A 22,646-nucleotide genomic window follows, 5' to 3' on the forward strand; every position below is an offset into this window, starting at 1 on the left:
TGTGTCCACCAATCCTGGTAGATCTGACTTTGGATCAAAGCTGTGCAGGTTAAAGACAGGACCGGGCATTGTCTGGGTTCATCGGCAAGGCGGATGAAGCCGCCGCGGGCTGCCTGAAGTCGAGCGGTGAGGCCGAATAACGCTCACGGATTTCGGGAGCGCTATCAAAACGACGGCCTCGTAGTCTCACCACTTAACCCGAATGCCCAGCGAGCCGTTGATCGAGCTCTTGACCTTGGCGTCGCCGCCCGAGGCCCACAGCTTGCCGACTTCGCCGTAAAGGCTGGTCGTCTGGCCCAGGGCCAGCGTGAATCCGCCCGCCAGTTCGGTGCTCGTGCCGCCCGTTGGCGCCGAGATATCGGTCGTCGTCGCCCCGTTCACGAAGCGCGCGATGTCCGCGCCGCTCGATGTCCTGTAGACGTTGAAGCGGCCGTACGGCTGAAGCGTGCCGATGCCCGTGTCGATCTGGCCCTTGACCCGCACGCCCGCACGGGCGATCCAGCCGCTGTCGGCCTGCGGCTGAGCGATGGCGCCAGCGATGGCGGAGTTGTTCAGGTCCATGTGCTGGTGGATTAGCTGCAGCTGCGGCTCTACGCTCCAGCCGCTGCCGCCCAACGCAAAGGCCTGCCCTACTTCGATGGAGCCCAGCAGGCTGTTGCCCTTGCCGCCCACGCCCGGGCTCACCAAGGGCTCGACCGTGTAGCGATGGCGGCCCGACTGCACCACCGCATCGGCGTAGAAGCCGCTGTCGCTGGTGTAGGTGCCGTACACGCCCACGTACTGGCTGCGCAGGTCATTGCGGCCCACGGCCAGGTTCTGGATGCCACTGGCGAAGCCTCTCACGCTGGCATCGCCGTCGAGCTGGCCGACGTAGATGCCTGCGCGCCAGTTCGGCATCGCCAGCAGGTCAGTGCCAGCCTGGAAGCCGGTGAGGTGGCCTTTGCTGGATGGCGATACCGCCCCGCCCTGCCGGATGTCGATGTCGGTGGAGAGCATGCGGGCCCAGGCGCGGCGATCGGAGCCGGCCGATGCTGCGCCGTCCACCCTGATGTCATCGTCGCCGATGCGCTGGTGCAGGTTGCCGATCATGATCAGATTCATCTGACGCAGTTGGCTGGGCAGAGCGGACAGCAGCGGGACTTCAGCGCGATAGGCGGGCACCTGTACGGCGCTTGTGCCTGTACTGCCCGTTGATCCGCCCGTGCCAGTTGGTGCCGTCACGGTGGTGGTCGATCGCAGATACCAGTTCTCGCCGGCACCGCTGGCGTCGGCGGCATACAAGCGGTACTCGTAGGCGCCCGCGTCGATGTGGCCGCCAGTTAGCGCGAAGGCGTTCCTGGTGGTCTGGGCCGTGGTGGTCGCGCCATTGAGCGCCGAGATCACTTCGATGCCGTTGCCCGTCGTCAGTGCGCCCAGTCCGCCAGCGTTGTTGATCTGCAGGTTGGTACTGCCGCTGACCGTGCCGCCATTGATGACGATCCGATCGGTTTGCGAGCCGGAATCTCCGAGCGACGTATTGAGCCGCACCGTGCCGCCCTGGCCGACCCAGTTGCCGTTGACGGTCAGGGTCTTGGGGACGAAGGCCGTGCCGGGGGCCTGGAAGTCGATGCGCCCGGCAAGCGTCAGGCCACTCAGCACGGAATCGCCGGTCATCGTCCACCGACTGGTGCCGTCGATGGCCAGGGTCACCGGATCGATGGCGCCGGTCAGGCTCGAGCTGTTCAGCAAGCTCATGCTGACGGCGCTGCCAGCGTCCGTCACGATGTCCCCGCTCAGCGTACTGCGATTGGCAGTCAGCGCAAACGTGCTGCCGTTCGAGACATTCAGCAGCTTGCTGCCCGAGACCGCGGAGGCCGTGCTGTTGGTCAGCGCAAGCGAGGAACTGCCGGTGGCCGCGTTGACCTGGACCAGATCGCCCGAGGTATTGCGGATGGCAAAGCCATCGAAGTTCGCTTTCTGATCTGCGCCGGCCAGAAAGCCAATGGCGACGCCAGCGGATGTGACCGTGCCGCCGCCCGTGGCCGCGATGGTGGAATTGCTGCCGGCCAGCAGCGCGCCGTAGCCGGTCGCGTGGGTGGCGTTGATCCGAAGGGGACCGGTCGACGTGATCGCGCCACCCAGGTCAGCCAACAGACCGGCTGCGTAGGACTCCAGATTGCCGCTCGGGAAGTTTGCTTGCGTGGCGCCGCCCACGTTGATGAGCATCGTGCCCGCCAGGCTCACCTGAGAGCCGGGATCTCTCGATGAGATGCCTTGTCCATTGACCCCGGTCACGTTGATCGTCGTGTTCGACGATGCATTCGCAGTCGCAACACCGCCAGTGACCGCCCGGATCCCGGATCCGTTGATGCTGCTGATGTTGAAGGTGGCCTGCCCGTTGTAGGTGATGCGGCCCGCTGTGGTGACTTTGAGCGCGGAAGCCTGTACGCCGCTGGTCGTGAGATCCAGCGCGCCATTCAATGTGACCGTGGCCGAATCGGCCGCCGCAACGGCATCTGATCTGTTGTCCCCCGCGGTATGGATGGTCACAGCGCCATTGGCGATCACGGCCGAACCGGTGAGGGCGCGGATCCCTGGGGCAAATGCGGTGCCGCTGCGCATCGTGATGTCGACGGGGCCATTCAGAGTAACGAGGGTGCCAGTGCCTTCCGTCAACACGCCATGGTTGCCCGACCCGTTGGGCAAATCGATCGACAGCTGCCCGTCGACGGTGATCGCGCCGCCATTCAATGCATGGAGCCCGCGGTTTCCAGTGCTCGTGCCAGTCCGGGTGATCGTGGCATCACCTTGCAGATTGATCTGCGAGCCCGCATCGGAGGCGTACGCGCCCGCCACGCCGGTCAGAGAAAGGGGCATCGTCACGGCGGCGGTGGCGTTGATCACGCCGCCCGTCAACGAAGTCAGGGCCCCTCTGCCCCCGGTCACGCCGGTGCCGGTGTAGCTGCCTGCAGCGGCGCAAGTCGACCCCGCGTTGGCCTGTAATCGCGCGCCTGCAGCGGCGGGGCAAGCCGCCAAGGCGGCCTCCGATGCGAGGCCGGCGGCGATGGCCAGGAGGACGCTGTGCCCATAGAGGCCGTAGGTTGCAACCGGGCCGATACTGCGCGTCGCACAGGGGGTCGAATCGCCGTGTGGCTTTGCTGTTCGCTGTGCGGAGTGGCGAGATTTCATCGAGTGTTCCTTCGGAAACCCCTGGCCGACTGGTCTGCGGCATGGGCTGAGTTTGTTAACTCGCCATGAGCGCGCGATTCGGCCAATCTACGCTTCCCCAAAGTCCTGCGGGGACGACCGTCTGTTGCTGCGAGCATTCAGCAGCAAGTATTAGTTAACTTTTGTTAACTTAGTAGCGCAATAGTTCTCGTATTTGGGGATTTTTGGTCTGTGCGTTCGAACCGCTCGTTGAGGAGCAGTCCCGCGATCGGGCACTCGACTCGCTTGAGCTGCCGCGACGGCTGTGGCTGCCTTTTCGAAAGGTGACCGAACATGCGACCAGTCTCTAGCAGGGTCTCGATGGTGCAGGCGTGTTCGATGGAGGTGTTGCGATTCACATGAAAAATCATGCGTCTGCGTGACTCCTTCGACCTATTTCGATCTGAGAATCACAGGCATGTTCTGTCCATCGGTTGGTGAAGTGCGCCGAGGACCTTCGCGTTGATGGAGCAAGCCGTTTTTCAGCAGGAAGGCATCGCGACGGCCATCCAGCGCGGCCGTGCAGCTCGAACGGCTGGCGCACGAGGTGCCGCGCTTGCATCGCGACGTCGGCGGCGCACCCCGAGCCCCTGACGGACGGGCCACGGTTGAGGCGATTGGCAGTCGGATGGACGGACCTGGCCATCCGACTGCCGACCGCCGCGCAACATGTCTTCCTTGTGGAATCGCCTCCAATCTTTGCACGATCCTGCACAAGTCATCGTCAAATCGCGACAGATCACCTGGATGGACCTAAGCTAACAATGATGCTCACGCCCACCTCGCACACCTCGAAGAACAACAGCCTGTCGGCTGAGGCGGTGCGCGTGACCGTGATGAGGGCAGAGCTCGCTGCGTGCATCGACCGACTTGCCGACGGCGAGGGGGCATTTACGACTGCGATCCCGCGTCTGATTGTCGGAAAAGTGTCGCGCATCCTGCATCCCGTGCATACGGTGTATGAGCCCGCCTTGTGCGTGATTGCTCAAGGCAGCAAACGGGTCTTGCTGGGCGATGAGGTCTACGTGTATGACCCGAGCCAGTACCTCGTTTTTGCGCAGAACCTTCCGGTTGCAGGTCAGGTCGTCGATGCTTCGCCGGAGTCCCCCCACCTGGCGATGCGGCTGAATCTCGACGTGAAGGAGATCACCGCGCTGGCGCTTGAATTCGGCTTCGCCGACAGGCCAGCGGAGCGTAGGGCCGAGCGCGGCATCTACACCGGGGAGCTCACGACGACGCTGCTCGAGCCGCTGCTGCGCCTCCTGGCTCTTCTAGAGATCCCGGAAGACGTGCCTGCACTGGCACCCCTTGTGATCCGCGAGATCGTGTACCGGTTGCTGAAGTCTCCGGACGGCTGGCGCTTGGCGCAACTGGCTGTGGTCGAAAGTCACAGCCAGCGTGTCACGCAGGTCATCGAATTGCTGCGCAAGCGGTACACGGAAACGCTACGCATGGAGGAGCTCGCGCGCCAGGTGCACTGGAGCGTGTCGGCCCTGCATCACCACTTCAAAGCCATCACGGCGATGAGCCCTTTGCAATACCAGAAGCAACTGCGCCTGCAGGAGGCGCGCCGCATGATGCTCGGTGAGAGCATCGATGCTGCGGCAGCAGGGCATCGTGTCGGATACGACAGCCAGTCGCAGTTCACCAGGGAGTACAGCCGCTTTTTTGGAGCTCCCCCGGCGCGTGACATCAAGCGATTGCGCGAGCAGCAGGCACGCGGCATGAGCGGCTAGCGAAAACGCCTGAACGTCTGCTGTCCGTGTACTGCAGGCGCCGTCTTTACACCGAGTCGAACCCCTAATGCCCTCTCGGCCACCAGAGGAAAGGCTCGTCCTTACGCCGAGGCGTGCACGCAAGGCGGACTTTTTGCAATGGAGCATTGATCATGGAAAAACGCAAACTTGGCAAGAACGGCTTGGAGGTCTCGGCGCTCGGCTACGGCTGCATGGGCATGAGCTTCGGCTACGGCCCGACGTCCTTGAGCCGAGCCGACCAGGTTGCCGTTATCCGCGCGGCGCACGATCGGGGTGTCACCCTTTTCGATACAGCCGAAGCCTATGGGCCCTACACCAACGAGGACCTTGTCGGTGAGGCGATCGCACCGTTTCGCAAGGACATTGTCTTGGCGACCAAGTTCGGCTTCGACATCCAGAACAACGAGATTGTCGGATTGAACAGTCGGCCGGAACAGATCCGCAAGGTTGCTGAAAACTCACTCAAGCGCTTGCGTACCGATGTCATCGATCTTTTCTACCAGCATCGCGTCGATCCGAGCGTGCCGATCGAGGATGTCGCCGGTGCGGTGAAGGACCTCGTGGCCGATGGCAAGGTCAGGCACTTCGGCTTGTCCGAGGCAGGGCCGGCAACGCTGCGCCGCGCGCACGCGGTGCAGCCGGTCAGTGTGCTGCAGACCGAATATTCATTGTGGAGCCGCGATCCCGAGACCAATGGTGTGCTGCAGGCCGTTGAGGAGTTGGGCATCGGCTTCGTGCCCTGGAGCCCTCTGGGTCAAGGCTATCTGACCGGAAAACTGGCAGACGACACCCAATTCGATCCGGCCGATCTGCGAAGCACTTTCCCGCGCTTCACACCGGATGGGCTTGCATCCAATCGCACTTTCCTGGCGCTGGTGACCAAGGTGGCCGACCGCAAACACGCCACCCTGGCGCAGATTGCGTTGGCATGGCTTCTAGCGAAGAAGCCATGGATTGTTCCCATCCCAGGTACGCGCAGCATCGCGCGCCTTGAAGAGAACCTGGCAGCCGCGGCGCTCCGATTGACAGCTGAAGACGTGCGCGAACTCGACGACGCGTTGGTCAAGGCACCTGTGAAGCAACCGCGCCTGTCCGAGGCGCACATGAGCTTCATCGATCGCTGATCAACGACGACAGCGCACACAGCTGAAAGGTGCCAGCCAATGACTAGGGTTCTGATCCTGGGCGCCAACGGGCAGATTGCCCGCGTGGCGACCGACCTCTTCCTTGCGCGAACTGATGTCCAGCTCACGCTCTTCGCTCGGCAGATCAGACGACTGCAACAGTTTTCAGGCAACCCGCGCGTACAGGTCGTCGGAGGCGATGTGCTCGACCTTAAAGGTCTCGAGGTCGTGATGCCAGGCCACGATGTCGTTTACGCCAATCTTGCCGGCCCGTTGGAGCAACTCGCCAGGGCGATCGTGAAGACCATGGTCAAGGCCCGCATCAAGCGTCTTATCTTCATCAGCTCGATGGGAATCTACGACGAGGTGCCTGGTGAGCGGTACGGCAGTATTCTCGATCCCTATCGCAAAGCAGCGGCCGTCATCGAAGCCTCCGACTTGGACTACACGGTCCTGCGTCCTGCCTGGTTGAGCGATCGCGACGAGATCGCATACGGAACCACTCAAAAGGGTGAGCCCTTTCAGGCCGCTGGTGAATCAGTATCTCGCAAAAGCGTCGCCGACCTGGTGGCGCTGCTGGCCATTACTCCCAGCTTGGAAATTCGCCAGAGCCTGGGTGTTCACAGGGACGGGACTCATGTGCGCTGAGCAGGATCGAGAAGCCTCCTCTCATCGAGGCATCCTGGTAGCGATCGTCCTGGCCAGCTATTCGATGATCGTGATAGACAACTCGATCGTCATCACCGGCCTGCCGTCTATCCGGGACGGACTGGGGTTCTCGGCGACAGGGCTGTCGTGGGTGCAAAACGCCTACGCGTTGGCCTTCGGCGGGCTCATGCTGCTGGGCGCGCGCGCTGGCGATCTGTTGGGCCGCCGCTATGTATTGGTTGCTGGGCTTGCCATTTTCACGGTCGCATCGTTGGCCATCGGACTTGCGGGTACGCCGGCCTGGTTGATCGGTGCGCGCGCTGTCCAGGGAGTCGGCGCAGCGATTCTCGCGCCCTCGACGCTCGCCTTGCTCTCGACGAGTTTCTCCGAGGGACCTGAGCGCAACCGCGTGCTGGGGTGGTATGGCGCGGTCGGAGGGATTACCGCAAGCGTCGGTCTGGTCGTCGGAGGTGTCGTGGCCGATCTGATCTCCTGGCGAGCCGGCTTTTTCATCAACGTTCCTATCGGAATGCTGCTCATCTGGGGAACGATGCGCTACATCGTCGAAACGCCCCGGCGAGCCGGCCGCTTCGATGTGGCGGGCGCGGTGCTCTCGACGCTGGGCGTCGTCGCGGTGGTCTATGGCTTGATTCATGCCGCTGAGGAAAGCTGGCTACATCGGGGAACGGCCCTGCCACTGTGCACCGGTGTTGTGCTGCTTGCACTGTTTCTCAAGATCGAGAGTCGCGCCGCACAACCCATCCTGCCGCTGCGCCTGTTGGCAAGTCGGGAGCGCTCCGGCGCCAATGCTGCTCGAGTATTGTTTATCGGTGCAGCGATGGGCTTCTTCTTCTATGTCACGCAGTACCTGCAAGGGGTCCTAGGCATGCGCGCCATCTGGGCCGGCATCGCCTTCTTCCCATCAATGCTTGTCAACTTCTTGGGCGCGTTGGCGGCGCCACGGCTGGCCAGGCGCTTCGGCAACAACGCGGTGCTGGCTGTCGTCATGACGATTTCGCTCACAGGCATGGTCTGGCTCGGTCAGATACACGCCGGCTCACCGTTTCTTCTCGGGGTGGCATTGCCTATGATGCTGGTCGGCGCCGGGATGGGCGCTTCAATGGCCCTACTGACCATTTCAGGGGTTACCGGAGTTGCGCCCGAAGACGCCGGCTCTGCCTCGGGGCTCGTTGGGGTGGCGCACCAACTCGGAGGCGCGTTGGGTCTTGCGGTGCTGGTCGTGGTGTTTGCGACGGTGAGCGTTCCCCCTGATGCTGCGACGAATGTCGAGCTTGCTCACCGAATAGGCATGGCGATCTCTGCCGGCGCTGTTCTGCTGGCAATCGCGCTGCTTCTTGTGCTTGTGTTCGTGGTTCGAAGATCGGCCCTTGTTGAGGCGGGCAAAGGCTCGGCTGCTCGGCTCAAATGAAGGGGAAGGGGAGGGCCTCGAGACGACAACTTTGAACATCAAAGGCGATCGCGAGGAGGCTGTGTGGCTCGCGCTGTGCACCTTGCATTCCTTTGGCGAGGGAGATCATGGAAATTTTTGAGTGGATCATCCTGCTGCTGCTTGCGGCTGCGGCCTTTGCCGAATTGGCCCGAAGGATCGGGGTACCGTATCCCACGCTGCTGGCCGTTGGCGGTGTGTGCCTCGCGTTCTTGCCCGCCGGCCCCAGGTGGACGCTTGATCCGCAACTGGCCCTGGCCCTATTCGTCGCGCCAGTGCTGCTCGACGCGGCTTACGACACGTCGCTTCGAGACCTTCGCGCGAACTGGCGCCCCGTTACCAGCCTCGTCATTGCGGCCGTGGGCACCACGGTGATCGGTGTTGCCATTGTGTGCCGTTGGCTCGTACCCGACATGCCTTGGGCGGTCGCGGTGGCGCTCGGCGCGATCGTAGCGCCGCCGGATGCGGCAGCGGCGACAGCCGTCATGCGGCAGGTCGGATTGCCTCACAGGGTGCTAAGTATCCTTGAGGGTGAGAGTCTTTTGAATGACGCCAGCGCCCTGTTCGTCTACCGCCTGGCGTTGATGACGATGATCGTAGGGCCTCTGGGTTTCAACGACTATCTGCCTGTATTTCTTCTCACCGTTTTCGGCAGCATTGCCGCTGGAATCGGGCTGGCCTTTGTGCTGAAGCCGGTGATGAGCGCACCAAAGCATGTTCCCACGTCACTCATTCTTCAGTTCTCCTGCACTTTCGGCGTCTGGATACTGGCCGAGAAGGTCGGTCTGTCGGGCATTCTGACGATGGTGGCCTTTGCGATGACCATGGCCCGTGGCGGTGGTCCCAGCATACCTGCCCGTATGCGCGTGCCGATATTCGCAGTCTGGGAGACCGTCGTATTCGTCTTGAACGCTCTGGCGTTCGTTCTGATCGGCATGCAGTTGCGCCCCATCTGGGAGCGCCTGAGCGATGGAGCGGCTCGCGTCGATGCTGTCTTTGTTGCCACCGTGGTGCTTGGAGTCGTCATCGCGACCCGCTTCCTGTGGGTGATGGGCTACAGCGCGCTGGTGATGTATCAAGGTAGGAAGCTCGAGCATTCGCAACGGCCGAAGAGATCATTGGGCGGTGGTCTCGTTGTCTCCTGGGCCGGTATGCGCGGCATCGTCACCCTCGCAGCTGCATTCGCGGTCCCAGAGACGCTGCCCAATGGGTCTCCATTTCCATACCGTGACCTCATCCTCCTATGCGCGTTTGCCGTCGTTTTCGGAACACTTGTGCTCCAGGGGCTGACGATGAAGCCCCTCATCCGCCTGTTGAAACTGAAAGACGACGAAGACCCGGTCTCCGCAGAGATTCGAAGCGGTCGCACAGTGATCTATCAGGCGCTTCTTGAGTCGATCAAGGATGACGATTCTTTGCACGCGCTGTTGCTGAAGAAAGAGTATCAAGCGGCCGTCGAACTCAACGGAGATGATTCGGTGCCGCTAGGCGAAGTTCCAGGCGGCCCGCTGAGGCGACATGCCATTGCGGCCGCACGCCGGAAAGCCATCGAACTGCTCAATCAAGAGATCATCGGGGACCAGGCGTTCAGGACGTTGGTGCAAGAACTCGACTTGGCTGAACTCTCCGCCGGTGGCAGCGGACCGGTATAGGTCTGCTTCAAAGCTCAAATGGCCGATGCGCTGCGACATCTCGACACGTGGAAACGCCGGTTCGCGGACGTCGGCTGTCATGCTGCCAGCCTAACCTTCTCTTTCTTGGTAGTTCCGAAGACCCACCAGGTGCTGGTATCGAGCAGCCATCGGAACGCGGCTCTCGGAATGTGAACCACGCGTGTGGGACGCATGGTGACAGCGCGAAGTTCAGTCTTGATGACTGACCCCTCGCCAAGCCAGCCTCCGGTCGGCACCCCCGTGAACATGACAACCTTGCCGCTGCGGAACGCATTGGTGATCTTGAGCAGTCCGTCGGCCACGCCAATCCAAGAATGAACGGGGTCCCCAGCACGAACTACGAAGAAGTCGTTCCTCTGATGAATCGAGTCGCACGCATCGCAAGCAATTCGCTCGCGAACCGACTCCGCAAGCATTCGCGTTCCCGGCATCTCGTCGAGCAATGCCCTCAGCGTCTTATCTGCTTTTCTCATGCCTCAAGTTGGCATTCAATGGGCTGAAAAAATAGGGACTCGCTTCAAACAGCGCTCGGGTTTGTGCCGCCTCACATTGTCTCGTTGCGTAAAAACTGCCAAGCGAAGCCGGCGAAGAATACGCGGCGGAGAGAGTCGCAGTCAAACAGGGGGCAAGTGCATGCGCAATAAAAAGACGTTTGTGTACCGAGCAACCGGCTTCACGATGGTCCTGCTTTCACTCACCGGATGCGGTGGTGGCAGCAACGGCGGTGGCGGGTTCATTCCAGTGTCCGTTGCACAGCCGGCTGGCGCTGCGCCGCCGGCGCCCGCACCGTCAGTGATGGCACAACAAGCTTGCGAAACCCTTCGGGGCAAGACTGTCGGCGGAGCCACCGTAGTGAGTGCGTCGGTGGTGCCGGCCAGCAGCGAGGTTCCTGTCTATTGCAAGGTCAGTGCACGCATTGATTCCAAGCTCAATTTCGAGTTAAGCCTCCCGGATGCTTGGAACAACAAGCCGCAATACGTCGGCGGCGGAGGCTGCAACGGATCGGTCGTCCCGTTGGTCACGGGAGACCTGTCGAGTCTGCTTGCCATCAAGGGCGGCTATGCCGTTGTCGCGAGCGACTCCGGACATCAGGCCTTCGTTCTCGATGCCTCGTGGGCACTGAACGACCCGACTGCCGCGCCTGGAGATTTGGTAGGCGTTGAGGGATTCGGTTACCTGATCAGGCCGAAGCATCGGCAGGGCGAGCAGATCATCGGCTGGTGTGGTGGCGAGCGCCTTGTCCTTTTCGGGCGTCAGCGCCGGCAAGCGGTGCCCGGACAATCGAGGCGATAACGATGCCGGAACCGCCACGCGCAATAGCGTTACCGAATTCCTCCGGCACGAGCGCGGTTCCGTACAGATCCACAAAGAGGATGATTGCAGGCGATGCCTGGCTGGGCGACACACCCGCAGCATGAATGACGCTGGAAACTTCGCCTATCGTCGCGGCGGCTTTCACGAGGGCATGGACCGACTCACGCGAGGACACGTCCACCGTCGCGGTCGCGACCTCGAACCCGGCTTCACTCAGGACCTTTGCGTCGGCGTTCGGCTGCCGCTGATCGTCAGCAGAACGTGTTTTCGTGCACTCACTCGCCGCGCGATGGCCTGACCGATCGATCCGGCGCCAATTACATCGGTCACGCTTGTCGTGCTTCATTCCTTCATCTGAACGTTTGCCGACCAGATGCATCACGCGCCCGACGAGAGCGCCAGCGCCTCCATGTATCAACGCCTTCAGCCCTCGGGCATCGTTGGATCTCGGCGCGGTTTATTGACGTGTCACGAGTACAGAATTTAAGGTTTATCGCAAGATGTGAATAGAGCACGAAGGCTTTCGCCAAAAAAACGGTGATTGCGAATCTTCGTCCAGAGGACGTCCCAGTCAAGTCGGTCTGTTTTTCAGGGTCCTTATTTGCATGGATGGAGCGCGCGGCAAATGCCTCGGGGGTGAGTGGCAAATGAGGCTTGTTAATCAAACAAGACGAAGGGGCCTAGTTTCATTCGCCTCTTCGACCTAGAGTCCCGCGGTCGCAGTGCTTCGGCACATCTTCCCAATCCGGCGCTTCGCCGATCCTGACACGCGCTTCCGCCTGGAAACGCGCTCAAGACATGCCCATTCGATCGCTCTTTCTGATGCCCTGTTCCGTCGGAGTTCTGTCATGCTGATGAGCGTCGTCCGTGTCGCACTACGGCGGCCATATACCTTCGCGGTGATGGCGCTGCTGCTGCTGATCGTCGGTCCGCTGGTCGCGCGGCGCACGGCCACCGACATTTTTCCGGAGATCCGCATACCGGTGATCGCCGTTGCCTGGCAATACACGGGGCTGCCGCCCGACCAGATGGCGGGCCGCGTCTCCACGGTGTTCCAGCGCATCCTGACCACGGCGGTCAACGATGTCGAACATCTTGAGGCGGGTACTTATCCCGGGGTCAGCGTCGTCAAGATCTTCTTCCAGCCCGGCGTCGACATCGCAACCGCCAATGCGCAGGTAACGGCGGCTTCGCAGGTGGCACTGCGTCAGATGCCGGCCGGCATGACGCCGCCGGTCATCCTGAACTACAACGCTGCGACGGTGCCGATCCTTCAACTCGCGTTGTCGGGGCAAGGCTTGTCGGAACAGGCCCTGTTCGATCTCGGCATGAACACGGTGCGTACGCCGATCGTCACGGTGCCGGGTGCCGCCAGCCCGTTGCCGTACGGTGGCAAGCAGCGCCAGGTGCAGATCGACCTCGACCCCGCGGCACTGCAGGCGCGCGGCCTGTCCGCACAGGACGTGGCCGCTGCGCTCGCCGCGCAGAATGTGCTGACCCCCATCGGCACGCAGAAGCTGGGCAGCATGGAGTACACGCTTCAGCTCAACAGCGCCCCGTCGGCTATCGATGCGATCGGTCGCTTGCCCGTCAAAGTGGTGGGTGGCAGCACGATCTACCTGGGCGATGTGGCGAACGTGCGCGACGGCAATGCACCCCAGACCAACATCGTCCATGTGGACGGTGGCCGCTCTGTGCTGATGACGGTGCTGAAGAACGGATCGGCCTCTACGCTGGCTATCGTCGATGGCGTGCGGCAGAAGCTGGCCGAGATGCAGGCTTCGTTGCCCGAGACGCTGAAGGTGCTGCCCATCAATGACCAGTCGGTGTTCGTGCGCGCCGCCATCACGGGCGTGGCGCTCGAAGGCGCTATTGCCGCGGTTCTGACCAGCCTGATGATCCTGTTGTTCCTTGGCAGTTGGCGTCCGACGGTGGTCATCGCAGTGTCGATCCCGTTGTCGATTCTGGGTGCCATCATCGCGCTGGCGCTCACGGGGCAGACCCTCAATCTCATGACGCTCGGCGGTCTGGCGCTGGCGATCGGTATCCTGGTGGACGATGCCACAGTGACCATCGAAAACATCAATTCGCATCTGGAGCAGGGCAAGGATGTCGAGACCGCGATCCTCGACGGTGCGCAGCAGATCGTCGGCCCCGCCTTCGTGTCGCTCCTCTGCATTTGCATCGTGCTGGTGCCAATGTTCTTCCTTGACGGCATTTCGCGCTTCTTGTTCGTGCCGATGGCTTCGGCCGTGATGTTCGCGATGGCCTGTTCGTTCATCCTTTCACGCACACTGGTGCCGACGATGGCAAAGTACCTGCTGCGCCGCCATGCGAGTGGGAAGGGCGACGAGGATGAGTCTTCGTCGCTGCCATCACGAAATCCATTGGTGCACTTCCAGCGCAGCTTCGAGGTACGTTTCGAACGCGTGCGCACGGGCTACCGCAACGTGCTGCAACGCGCACTCGACCGTCGCAAGGTCTTCCTGCTTGGCTTTGGCGCGGCGGTAGTGCTGTCCTTCGCTTTGCTGCCCTTTGTCGGAAGCAACTTCTTCCCCGCCGTCGATTCTGGCCAGATCCTCATGCATGCACGGGTGCCTGTCGGCACGCGGATCGAGGAGACGGCAGCCCGGTTCGCGGGCATCGAGCAGGCGATACGCCGGGTCATTCCGGCCGAGGAGATCGAGACACTGGTCGACAACATCGGACTGCCGCCAAGCAACATCAACCTGACCTACAACAACACGGGTGTCTCGGGTTCGCACGACGGCGACTTCCAGATCGCGTTGCGCAAGGGTCACCGGCCGACGGCCGACTACATGCGTCGTCTGCGCGAGACGCTGCCGCGCGAGTTTCCAGATACCGGTTTCTGGTTTCCGCCGGCCGACATCGTGAGCCAGATCCTGAACTTCGGCGCACCGGCGCCTATCGATCTGCAGATCCGCGGGCGAGACATCGATGCGAATTTCACCTATGCCCAGCAACTGCTCAAGCGCATCCGCGGCGTGCCCGGTGTGGTCGACGCGCGCATCCAGCAGTCGAACAAGGCACCGGTCTTCAATGTGGACATCGATCGCACGCAGGCGCAGCAACTCGGCTTGACGACGCGGGACGTGACCAGCAGCCTTGTGGTCAATCTGGCCGGCAGCAGCCAGGTCGCACCCACTTATTGGTTGAATCCAGCCAACGGCGTGAGTTACCCCATCGTGATGCAGACCCCGCAGCAAGAGCTCGATTCGCTCGCGGCACTGGAAAATCTTCCTATTGGCAACGGTGCCACCACGAGCACCGCGACGCTCGGCAGCATCGCGCGTCTGGAGCGCAGTGCGGGCAGCGTGATGGTCAGTCAATACGACGTGCAGCCCATGGTGCAGATCCACGCCGCCACGCAAGACCGTGATCTTGGTGCCGTGGCTGCCGACATCCGACGCGTCTTGGCGGATGCCGTCACCGACCTGCCCAAGGGCTCCACCATCCACCTGCTCGGGCAGGTTCGCACGATGGACAGCGCTTTCACAAGCCTGTTTTACGGCCTGCTTGGGGCAATCGCACTGATCTACTTCCTGATCGTCGTGAACTTCCAGTCCTGGCGCGACCCGGCGGTGATCGTGTCGGCGCTGCCCGCTGCGCTGGCAGGCATCGTCTGGATGCTGTTCGCCACGGGCACGACGCTTTCCGTGCCGGCCCTGACGGGCGCCATCATGTGCATGGGAGTGGCTACGGCCAACAGCGTGCTGGTGGTCAGCTTTGCCCGCGAGCGGCTGACCGAACTGGGTGATGCGACTGTGGCCGCCCTGGAAGCTGGCGTGGCTCGCTTCCGTCCTGTGATCATGACAGCGCTGGCCATGGTCATCGGCATGCTGCCCATGGCCCTGGGTATGGGCGAAGGCGGCGAGCAGAACGCGCCCCTGGGCCGCGCGGTGATCGGCGGACTGATCACCGCGACCATCGCCACGCTGGTCTTCGTGCCCGTGGTTTTCAGCATGGCGCACGCGCGCGACGCCCGCCGCGCAGCCCAGCCACCCGTTTCTTCCAGCCTTGCAGATTCTTCCCATGCGTACTGAAAAAGACTCCTCTCCCTGGCGGCGGTACGCCGTGGCCGCAACTGTCGTGGCGATCGCCGTGGCCGTGCTCGCGGGCGGCTTGCTGAGCCGGCGCTCGCAGGCCGAGCAACTGCGTGACGATGTCGTGGCGCGCGCCGTGCCCACGGTCAAGCTGATTTCGCCTTCGGTCCTAGACGGCAACATGCTCGAGCTGCCCGGCCGACTGGAAGCCTGGTCACAGGCGCCAATCCATGCCCGCGTCAGCGGGTACCTGCGGCGCTGGACAGCCGACATCGGTGGTTTCGTCAAGAGCGGTCAGCTGCTGGCCGAGATCGATACGCCCGAACTCGACGAGCAGCTCGTGCAGGCCCGGGCAGAGCTGGCTACTGCGCGCAGCAATGCGGGGTTGGCTGAGAGTACCGCCCGACGCTGGCAATCGCTGCTGGCCTCGGACTCGGTCTCGCGTCAGGAAGCGGACGAGAAGGCCGCGGATCTGAGCGCCAAGCAATCGGTGGTCAACGCATTGCAGGCCAATGTCGAGCGCGTGCAAGCGTTGAAGAAGTACGCCCGCGTCGTCGCACCGTTCGATGGCGTCGTGACGGCGCGCAACACGGATGTCGGGGCGTTGATTGGTGCAGGGGGGGCCGCTGGCAACGAGCTCTTCGTGGTGTCGGATGTTCGGCGCCTGCGTGTGTACGTGAATGTGCCGCAGCGCCAGGTGGCGGCCATTCGCCAAGGCAGCCGGGCGCAACTGGCAGTCCCCGAGAGGCCTACGCGCTTGTTCAGTGCCACTGTGGAGTCCACGGCGCGCGCGATCCAGGCGGGATCGGGCGCGATGCTGGTGCAACTGTCAGTCGACAATTCCGCGGGAGAGCTGCTGCCGGGCGGTTTTGCCACTGTCCGCTTCGATGTGCCGGCGGGCGCTGGCGGCATGGGCCTGCCGCCGAGTGCGTTGATGTTCGGCAAGGATGGCGTTCGTGTCGCAACCGTGGACGGCGAGGGCCTTGTGCGCCTCAAGACAGTGAATGTGGTCCGTGACCTGGGCAGCGTCATTGAGTTGGCAGACGGCATTGAGCGCGGTGATCGTCTCGTCGAGAGCCCGCCGGACGGGTTGGCGAATGGCGACAGGGTGCGCATCGTGAGCACCCAGGCTGAGGCCGTGCGATGAAGTTCGGCCTGCTTGCCGTTGCTTCGCTGCTGTGCGCCGGTTGCGCGCAGGTCGCGCCCATGTCGCCGCCCGAAGCGAGCGTTGCGCCGGCGTTCAAAGAGGCACGCGGCCCTGGCCCTGGGTTGGCTGCGGCCGACATCGGCAACCAGCCGCTGATCGAGACTTGGTGGACCGCTTTCCGGGACCCGGAGCTTGACGGGCTGCAACAGCAGTTGATCGACAACAGCCCCGATCTGGCCAGCGCGCTGGCGCGCTACCAGCAAGCGCGTGCAGCCACGAATGTCTTGCGCGCGGCCCAATCGCCATCGCTGGGCGTTGGGCTGGACGTGGAGCGCAACCGCCAGTCTGAGCGCCGGCCCCTGCGCGTGCCTGGTGCGAACTCGCCGGATCACTACAACAGTGCGATGCTCGGCCTGGATCTCCAATACGACCTGGACCTTTGGGGTCGAGTGCGCCAACAGGTGGAGGCCGGCGTCGCGCAGGAGCAGGCTGCGGCGGCCGACCTTGCCGCCGCGCGACTGGTGCTGCAAACCCAACTGGCCGATACCTTTTTTGCGCTGCGCGGCCTGGACCGCGAGGCAGCGTTGCTGCGAGAGAGCAGTGCCAACTACGCGCGCGCTGCCGAGCTGATCGGCAATCGCCACCGCGACGGCATCGCTTCGGGCCTGGATCTGGCGCGCTCGCAGGCACTGCTGGACAGCACCCGCTCACAGGCGCATCAGTTGCAGGCGCAACGCGCGGTGCTGGAGCACGCGGTGGCGGCGCTCGTCGGCGCGAATGCATCGACCTTTGTGCTGGCGCCCTCGCTCGCCACGACGCCCCTGCCGGCGATGCCCATCGGGCTACCTTCCATGCTGTTGCAGCGTCGTGCCGACATCGCGGCGGCGCGGCGTCGCGTGACCGCGGCGAATGCCAGTGTTGGCGTGACCCGCGCGGCCTTCTTCCCGTCGCTGACCCTCGGCTTGGCTGGTGGCTTCCAGAGCGGCACCTTGAGTCGTTTTGTCGAGGCGCCCAACATTTTCTGGGCCATCGGTCCCGACCTGGCCGCGACCGTGTTCGATGGTGGGCGTCGCAAGGCAGAGCAAGCAAGGGCCGAGGCTGTACTTGACGAGGCGGGGCAACGCTATCGTGCGGTGGTGCTCGGCGCTTTCCAGCAGGTCGAAGACCAGCTCGCATTGCTGGCCGAGTACAGCGAGGCCGCGGCCGCCGAGGAGCGAGCCGTGGCGGCCTCCCGGCGCGCAGTGGAGCTGGCGACTCACCGCTACAAGGAAGGGGCGGCGAGCTATCTCGAGGTTGTCACCGCGCAGACCGCGCATCTGCAGGCACGCCGCTCAGCGCTCGATATCGAGACCAGGCAGCGCCGCGCTACTGCACAACTGGCGCGCGCCCTGGGCGGGGGCTGGTCCGAGACGCTCTGATCCGATATCGAACCACATTGCAAAGGCCGCGCCGGCTTTCAGCGCCATCGCCCCTGTGCTGCGCGCGCGACTCGTGATGGTTCCTAGCGGTGCGAAAATAGCAGTGTGCCCTTGGCGAATCCCTGCGCCTTGAAAATCATGGAGCCGCGATCGCCGAGTTCGTCGCGCGCGACGATGACCATGTCGCGCGTACCGGGCAGGAAGGCCATGCTCGTGACCTTCAGGAAGTGATTGTTCTCGCGCCCAGGCAGCAGGATCTGGCCGATCGGCACGCCATTGGGATTGAAGACAAGCAGCCGCGCCTGGTGGTAGATGGACACGTAGACGTTGCCGTCGGCATCGGTGCGCATCGAGTCGGGCGCGCGGCCGACGAACTGGTAGGGGATGGTCGAGCCGAAGCGTGCGATGCCGCCTTGTGCGTCCAGGTCCACGCGGTGAAGTCGCCCGGCGCTGAACTCGGTGGCCCACAGCACCTTGCCGTCGGGGCTCAGCGCCACGCCATTGGCCATGGCCATGTTGGGCAGTAGCGGCGTGATCGTTCTGCCGTCGGGCGAGACATAGTGCACGCCGCCACTCGGACGGGTCGAAGAGCCCTTGAAGTCGGTGAAGTAGATGCCGCCCTTCTGGTCGAAGACCAGGTCGTCCGGCAGGTAGCCGGCGCCGTCCGGCACGATGGTCTGCGGGTTGCTGCCGTCCGGGGCGAGCGCGATGATCCGGCCCGCCGCAAAGTTGCCCAGTCCGCCTACGAAGATCCGCCCGTCCTGGTGGATGGCGATGCCGGCCGGGTGCAGCGTCTTGTCGGTGAAGATGGTCGTGAGCTTCAGGTCCGGCGTCAGCCGCAGTACACGGCCTTCGTACACGTCGACGAAGAAGAGATTGCCAGCGCGGTCGAAGGAGGGCGCTTCCATCGCGAACGGCTTGTCGGACACCTTGAAGTATGGCTCGGCCATTGCTGTCGGCAGATGGCGCTCGGATGGGGGAATCGGCGCAAGCCCGCGCGTTTCGCTGGTGTAGTCCAGTGTGTGGCCGGTGCTGGCGGCGCCCATCGGATGGCCAGCGCAGGCCGTCAGGAGTGCAGCGCAGGCTCCCAGTGCAAGAACACCTGGCAGGCGTTGGCGTGCAGGGCGGTGCGACTGCGTCGAAACATGTGTCATCTGTCTTGTCTCTTGTTTGTGTTTGTTGTGTACGGATCTACTGCGGCTCGAGCCCGGCCTGCTTGACCCAGCGTTCCCATGAGGCGATCTGTTCCTTGTTGAACGTTGTCAGCCCTTCCGGCGTGGAGGAGCGCGCGATCATCCCCATGCGGCGGAAGAACGCTTGGCCCTCCGCGCTGTCGATGGCTTTCACGAACGCGCCGTTGAGCGTGTCGATGATCGATCGGGGCGTTCCGCGCGGCACGTAGTAGCCCAGGAAGGACACATAGTCGTAGTTCGGCACGCCGGCCTCCACCATCGTCGGCAGTTCGCCCATCGTCGGCAGACGCACGGACGAGGTGACGGCCAGCGCCCGGACCTTGCCCTGTTTGATGAACGGGTCGGCCACCATCGGGTCGGTGAACATGAAGTCGAGCCGGCCCGCCACCAGTTCCAGAATGGCCTGCGATGCGCCGTTGAACGAGATGTCCTGCGCCTCCATGCCCGCGCCGGACTTGAGCAACTGCGCCGCAACGCGCCCGCCCGAATTGCCGATGCCGTAGTTCATCTGCCCCGGCTTGGCCTTGGCCCGGGCCACGAGGTCGGCGACCGATTTGATCGGCAGGTCGGCGCGCACGACCAGCACCAGCGGGTTGATGGTCACCAGCGTCACCGGTTCGAAGTCCTTCAATGGGTCATACGCGAGGTTCTTCACCAGGTACAGGTTTGCTGCCATCGTGGTGTTGCCGCCCAGAAAGATGGTATGGCCATCCGGCGCGGCGCGGCGTACGAACTCGGCGCCGATGGTGCCCGCCGCGCTGGCTTTGCTGACAACGACGAGCGGTTGCCCGAGAGCCTTGGTCACCTCCGTGCCAAGGAAACGGGTGATCGCATCCGAGGCCGAGCCCGGCGTGCTGGTGATGATCACCTGAATGGGTTTGGAGGGGAATCGGTCGCCCTGTGCGACGACCAGTTGCGAAGTCGCCAGCAGGGCGGCCGTCAGGAATGGTCGGAATGTCTTGATCATGATGTCACCTGTCGTGCTGGATGTCGTGCCGCTCAGCTGCGGTGCTGCCGGGTCACAGCCGCATCGCAGGTCGACTCCAATTCCGGCAGTCCGTAGGTTCGGCAAGTCGTCCGGTAGAAAAGCGCTTGGCGCTCCTGCGGCGAGAAGGCGCCGGTCGCGAGCTTGAAAGCGTTCCAGAGCTGGACGTAGCTGCATGACTGCTTGTCGACCGGGAAATTGCTTTCCAGCATGCATCGCTGTGGCCCGAACGCCTCGATGCATATCTCCATCAACGGCTGCCAGGCCCGCACCAGCGCTTGTGTTTCGGCCGGTTTTTCGCCCGCTTCGAAACCGAACCCGAAGATCGGCATGCCCATGCCACCCACCTTGATGCGGACGTTGGGCCTTTGGGCCAGTGCGCGCAAATCCTTCACCCAATCTTTCCGAACGGCAGTTTGCTTCGGCTCGAAGTCCAGCACGCCGACCGGGATGCCCGCATGGTTCAACACGATGGGAGTGTGCGGAAACGCGTCAGCAAGCGCCGCCAGTTCGCTGAGCTGGGTGTGATAGACCAAGGCATCGAAGCTGAGGCCGAATCGCTCCAGCATCGCGAAACCGCGCCGGAAGCTGCTGTCGGCCATGATGTTGCGCGGCGCGTTCGGGATGAACTTGGCGAGGCTGCCGTCGTGGTAGGTCGCGTAGTAGCGCACCCCGCGCAATCGTTCGCTGCCCGCGGCGACATGCGCCTCCAGCAATTCGCCAACGCCGTCTCCCAGGGACAGGTCCACGTCAGAGACGATGCCTGCCGCCAGCTGGCAGGTGCCGTGCGGGGTGGACAGCGGTGCCGCGCTCAATTGCACGATTCTTTCGACCTCCCCCACCGAGCGCAAGGCCGGCGGGCCGCTGGTGCGCCAGCCTGCGCCGTAGGCCGCGACGTAGACGGTGCCGAGCACCCGGTGCCCCGAGGCGAGGTCCTGCTGGAGGTCTTCGCGGCGGTAGTACAGCCGATCCGCCGCGGTGCCGAACAGGTGATGGTGCGCATCGACGATGGGAAGCTCGGGCTCTCGTGCCGGCTCTGGCGGAAGTCGGCTGTGCCAGTCCAGCAGATCTCGCGTGGGCCGGTGCTGGTTGCCGCGGTAGGCGCCCCCGTTCGCGTCGGGGCTCGCTGCATCCGACGAGGAGTTGCCCCAAGCGGCTTCGCCGAAGGCGAGCGCCGCTGTGGAGAGGAACAGGCGCCGATCGGGGCGCGGCGGAAACTGGCTCATGTGATCTGCTTTCCTTGTCTCCTGTCGCACGCCGAGCCATGGCGGCCATGGCGTTGTCGGAATGGGGTGCAGTCTAGGAATCGGTCCGCCCGGGCGTCCATGGCGTTATTCGCGACGTCGTGTGCGTGTTTTGCGAACACGACCCTCTCTCTGTCAACGGCTTTTGTGCATGCGGCCTGCGCGAAAGCCGCATTGACATGCCAGGAGGGCGAATCTACAGTTCGTCATCGCAAATACGATCATAAGTTCGCATATATGAACAATCAAGAGGCGCCAGACACCGGCATCACCAAAGAGCTGGCCCTGGGCAAGTTCACCGACAAGATGCTCGCCGACATGCGCGCGCTGATCGGCACCGAATTGCGCACTGAGTCATGCCTGAACAACGAATACGCCACGCGCCTGGCGGTCATGCGGTTCTGCGAGGGCATCGGCGACGACAACCCGCTGTGGACGAATGCGGACTACGCGAAGGATGGCCCGCATGGCACGCTGGTCGCGCCGCCCAGCTTCATCTTTGCCTGTCTGGGATCGGTGCAGGTCGGCTGGCCCGGCCTGGGCGGCTTCCACGCTGAGACCAAGATGACTTTCAACGAGCCGATCCGCGTGGGCGAAAAGATCACGGCGACAGTGACGTTTGACGGCTTTGACGGTCCGATCGCCGACAGCAACTTCGGCGGCCGGCGCATCAAGGACTACTTGCGTCAGGAATACCGCAACGAAGAGGGAGAACTCAAGGCCACCTTCATCTGCTCGCGCATGCGTTTCGAGCGCGGCGAGATGCAGAAGCGCCGCGAGAGCCGCACGATCGAGGTGCCCCATCCCTGGAAGGACGAGGAAATCGCCGCGATCGAGGAACAGATCCTTGCGGAGCAGCCGCGGGGTGCGACCCCGCGCTACTGGGATGACGTGCAGGTCGGTGACGAGATCGATGTCATCACAAAGGGGCCGTTGGGCCTGACCGACTTCATCGCGTTCATTGCCGCTGGCGCGGCGCCGATTCCGCGCGTGGCTGCACACGCAGTTTCACTCAAGCGCTACCACAAGCACCCCAAGTGGGCTTTCCGCGATCCCCGAACGCATGCACTGGAGCCGGTCTACTCCGTGCACTACAACGACTACGCCGCGCAGTTGCAGGGTGCGCAGATCGCCTACGACGTGGGCATCCAGCGCACCTGCTGGCAGATCCATTCGCTCACCAACTGGATGGGAGACGCAGGGCAACTGAAGGCGCTGACGGGGCAGTACCGCGCCCATGTCTATCTGGGCGATGTGGTGCGCCTGGGTGGTCGCATCGACGCAAAGGAAATCGACGCCGACGGCCGGCACGTGGTGAAGCTCACGACCTGGGCCACGAATCAACGCGGCCAGCAGGTGATGCCCGGAACGGCGGTGGTGGCGTTACCGAAGCGCCCGACTGCCTCTGAGTGAACGAGCCCCTCCACGAACGAAGCAAGAACCGAG

Annotated in this window: 14 protein-coding genes and 2 pseudogenes; 10 read left to right on the top strand and 6 right to left on the bottom strand. The window is 63.4% G+C overall.

The annotated features are described in order from the left end of the window. Positions 1-186 precede the first annotated feature (186 nt). Positions 187-3,168 (bottom strand): autotransporter family protein, encoded by a 2,982-nt coding sequence (locus BLW48_RS29395; RefSeq protein WP_093179081.1) that lies wholly within the window; start codon positions 3,166-3,168, stop codon positions 187-189. Between the two features lie 785 nt (positions 3,169-3,953). On the opposite strand from BLW48_RS29395, the gene BLW48_RS29405 reads away from it, so the two are divergent. The 5 genes from BLW48_RS29405 to BLW48_RS29425 all read left to right on the top strand — a co-directional run bounded on the left by BLW48_RS29405 (position 3,954) and on the right by BLW48_RS29425 (position 9,814). Beyond that, entirely contained in the window at positions 3,954-4,922 is a 969-nt protein-coding gene (locus BLW48_RS29405) for an AraC family transcriptional regulator (RefSeq protein ID WP_093179164.1), read from the top strand. A gap of 152 nt (positions 4,923-5,074) precedes the next feature. Beyond that, complete coding sequence (locus tag BLW48_RS29410) at positions 5,075-6,067, top strand: aldo/keto reductase (protein ID WP_093179083.1); 993 nt, start codon at positions 5,075-5,077, stop codon at positions 6,065-6,067. Between the two features lie 39 nt (positions 6,068-6,106). Further along, positions 6,107-6,715, top strand: a complete 609-nt coding sequence (locus BLW48_RS29415; protein ID WP_093179085.1) for an NAD(P)H-binding protein — start codon at positions 6,107-6,109, stop codon at positions 6,713-6,715. Then, a complete protein-coding gene (locus tag BLW48_RS29420) occupies positions 6,705-8,144 on the top strand; it encodes an MFS transporter (protein ID WP_093179086.1) in 1,440 nt (479 codons plus the stop codon). The genes BLW48_RS29415 and BLW48_RS29420 overlap by 11 nt, the downstream gene beginning before the upstream one ends. Before the next feature lie 107 nt (positions 8,145-8,251). Next, on the top strand, positions 8,252-9,814 hold the full coding sequence (locus tag BLW48_RS29425) for a cation:proton antiporter (protein ID WP_093179165.1): 1,563 nt from the start codon (positions 8,252-8,254) through the stop codon (positions 9,812-9,814). Between the two features lie 77 nt (positions 9,815-9,891). On the opposite strand, the gene BLW48_RS29430 is transcribed toward BLW48_RS29425, so the two are convergent. Continuing rightward, a complete protein-coding gene (locus tag BLW48_RS29430; RefSeq protein WP_093179088.1) occupies positions 9,892-10,308 on the bottom strand; it encodes a cyclic nucleotide-binding domain-containing protein in 417 nt (138 codons plus the stop codon). 322 nt (positions 10,309-10,630) lie between these two features. Between BLW48_RS29430 and BLW48_RS35950 the strand changes: the two are divergent. Beyond that, positions 10,631-10,951, top strand: a pseudogene (locus tag BLW48_RS35950) (tannase/feruloyl esterase family alpha/beta hydrolase); the annotation flags it as partial. 15 nt (positions 10,952-10,966) lie between these two features. Here the strand turns inward: BLW48_RS35950 and BLW48_RS29440 are convergent. Further along, positions 10,967-11,479: pseudogene (locus BLW48_RS29440) on the bottom strand (SDR family oxidoreductase); the annotation flags it as partial. 521 nt (positions 11,480-12,000) lie between these two features. Between BLW48_RS29440 and BLW48_RS29445 the strand changes: the two are divergent. Genes BLW48_RS29445 through BLW48_RS29455 form a run of 3 tightly spaced genes read left to right on the top strand, consistent with a single transcriptional unit; the run spans position 12,001 to position 17,778 of the window. Beyond that, on the top strand, positions 12,001-15,213 hold the full coding sequence (locus BLW48_RS29445) for an efflux RND transporter permease subunit (protein ID WP_093179167.1): 3,213 nt from the start codon (positions 12,001-12,003) through the stop codon (positions 15,211-15,213). Then, positions 15,203-16,360, top strand: coding sequence for an efflux RND transporter periplasmic adaptor subunit (locus BLW48_RS29450; protein WP_093179089.1), 1,158 nt, complete (start codon positions 15,203-15,205; stop codon positions 16,358-16,360). The genes BLW48_RS29445 and BLW48_RS29450 overlap by 11 nt, the downstream gene beginning before the upstream one ends. Next, the gene (locus tag BLW48_RS29455; protein ID WP_093179091.1) at positions 16,357-17,778 is read left to right on the top strand and encodes an efflux transporter outer membrane subunit; all 1,422 of its coding nucleotides are present in this window, start codon (positions 16,357-16,359) and stop codon (positions 17,776-17,778) included. The genes BLW48_RS29450 and BLW48_RS29455 overlap by 4 nt, the downstream gene beginning before the upstream one ends. Before the next feature lie 83 nt (positions 17,779-17,861). Here the strand turns inward: BLW48_RS29455 and BLW48_RS29460 are convergent, their stop codons facing one another. From BLW48_RS29460 to BLW48_RS29470, 3 genes are read right to left on the bottom strand one after another with little or no spacing between them, the layout of a single operon-like run. Then, positions 17,862-18,932, bottom strand: a complete 1,071-nt coding sequence (locus tag BLW48_RS29460) for an SMP-30/gluconolactonase/LRE family protein (RefSeq protein ID WP_256330992.1) — start codon at positions 18,930-18,932, stop codon at positions 17,862-17,864. Positions 18,933-18,969: 37 nt separating this feature from the next. Next, entirely contained in the window at positions 18,970-19,938 is a 969-nt protein-coding gene (locus tag BLW48_RS29465; RefSeq protein ID WP_177142454.1) for a Bug family tripartite tricarboxylate transporter substrate binding protein, read from the bottom strand. Positions 19,939-19,970: 32 nt separating this feature from the next. Next, positions 19,971-21,182: an amidohydrolase family protein gene (locus BLW48_RS29470; RefSeq protein ID WP_093179095.1), complete on the bottom strand. Its 1,212-nt coding sequence runs from the start codon at positions 21,180-21,182 to the stop codon at positions 19,971-19,973. Positions 21,183-21,281: 99 nt separating this feature from the next. Between BLW48_RS29470 and BLW48_RS29475 the strand changes: the two genes are divergently transcribed. Continuing rightward, complete coding sequence (locus BLW48_RS29475) at positions 21,282-22,613, top strand: FAS1-like dehydratase domain-containing protein (protein ID WP_256330993.1); 1,332 nt, start codon at positions 21,282-21,284, stop codon at positions 22,611-22,613. Positions 22,614-22,646: the final 33 nt, after the last annotated feature.

The sequence above is a fragment of the Variovorax sp. YR266 genome, from assembly GCF_900107295.1.
GTDB lineage: Bacteria > Pseudomonadota > Gammaproteobacteria > Burkholderiales > Burkholderiaceae_C > Variovorax.

Coding starts and splice junctions, on each gene's coding strand:
- BLW48_RS29395 (WP_093179081.1), bottom strand. CDS start 3,168: ATGAAATCTCGCCACTCCGCACAGCGAACAGCAAAGCCACACGGCGAT.
- BLW48_RS29405 (WP_093179164.1), top strand. CDS start 3,954: ATGCTCACGCCCACCTCGCACACCTCGAAGAACAACAGCCTGTCGGCT.
- BLW48_RS29410 (WP_093179083.1), top strand. CDS start 5,075: ATGGAAAAACGCAAACTTGGCAAGAACGGCTTGGAGGTCTCGGCGCTC.
- BLW48_RS29415 (WP_093179085.1), top strand. CDS start 6,107: ATGACTAGGGTTCTGATCCTGGGCGCCAACGGGCAGATTGCCCGCGTG.
- BLW48_RS29420 (WP_093179086.1), top strand. CDS start 6,705: ATGTGCGCTGAGCAGGATCGAGAAGCCTCCTCTCATCGAGGCATCCTG.
- BLW48_RS29425 (WP_093179165.1), top strand. CDS start 8,252: ATGGAAATTTTTGAGTGGATCATCCTGCTGCTGCTTGCGGCTGCGGCC.
- BLW48_RS29430 (WP_093179088.1), bottom strand. CDS start 10,308: ATGAGAAAAGCAGATAAGACGCTGAGGGCATTGCTCGACGAGATGCCG.
- BLW48_RS29450 (WP_093179089.1), top strand. CDS start 15,203: ATGCGTACTGAAAAAGACTCCTCTCCCTGGCGGCGGTACGCCGTGGCC.
- BLW48_RS29455 (WP_093179091.1), top strand. CDS start 16,357: ATGAAGTTCGGCCTGCTTGCCGTTGCTTCGCTGCTGTGCGCCGGTTGC.
- BLW48_RS29460 (WP_256330992.1), bottom strand. CDS start 18,932: ATGACACATGTTTCGACGCAGTCGCACCGCCCTGCACGCCAACGCCTG.
- BLW48_RS29465 (WP_177142454.1), bottom strand. CDS start 19,938: ATGATCAAGACATTCCGACCATTCCTGACGGCCGCCCTGCTGGCGACT.
- BLW48_RS29470 (WP_093179095.1), bottom strand. CDS start 21,182: ATGAGCCAGTTTCCGCCGCGCCCCGATCGGCGCCTGTTCCTCTCCACA.
- BLW48_RS29475 (WP_256330993.1), top strand. CDS start 21,282: ATGGCGTTATTCGCGACGTCGTGTGCGTGTTTTGCGAACACGACCCTC.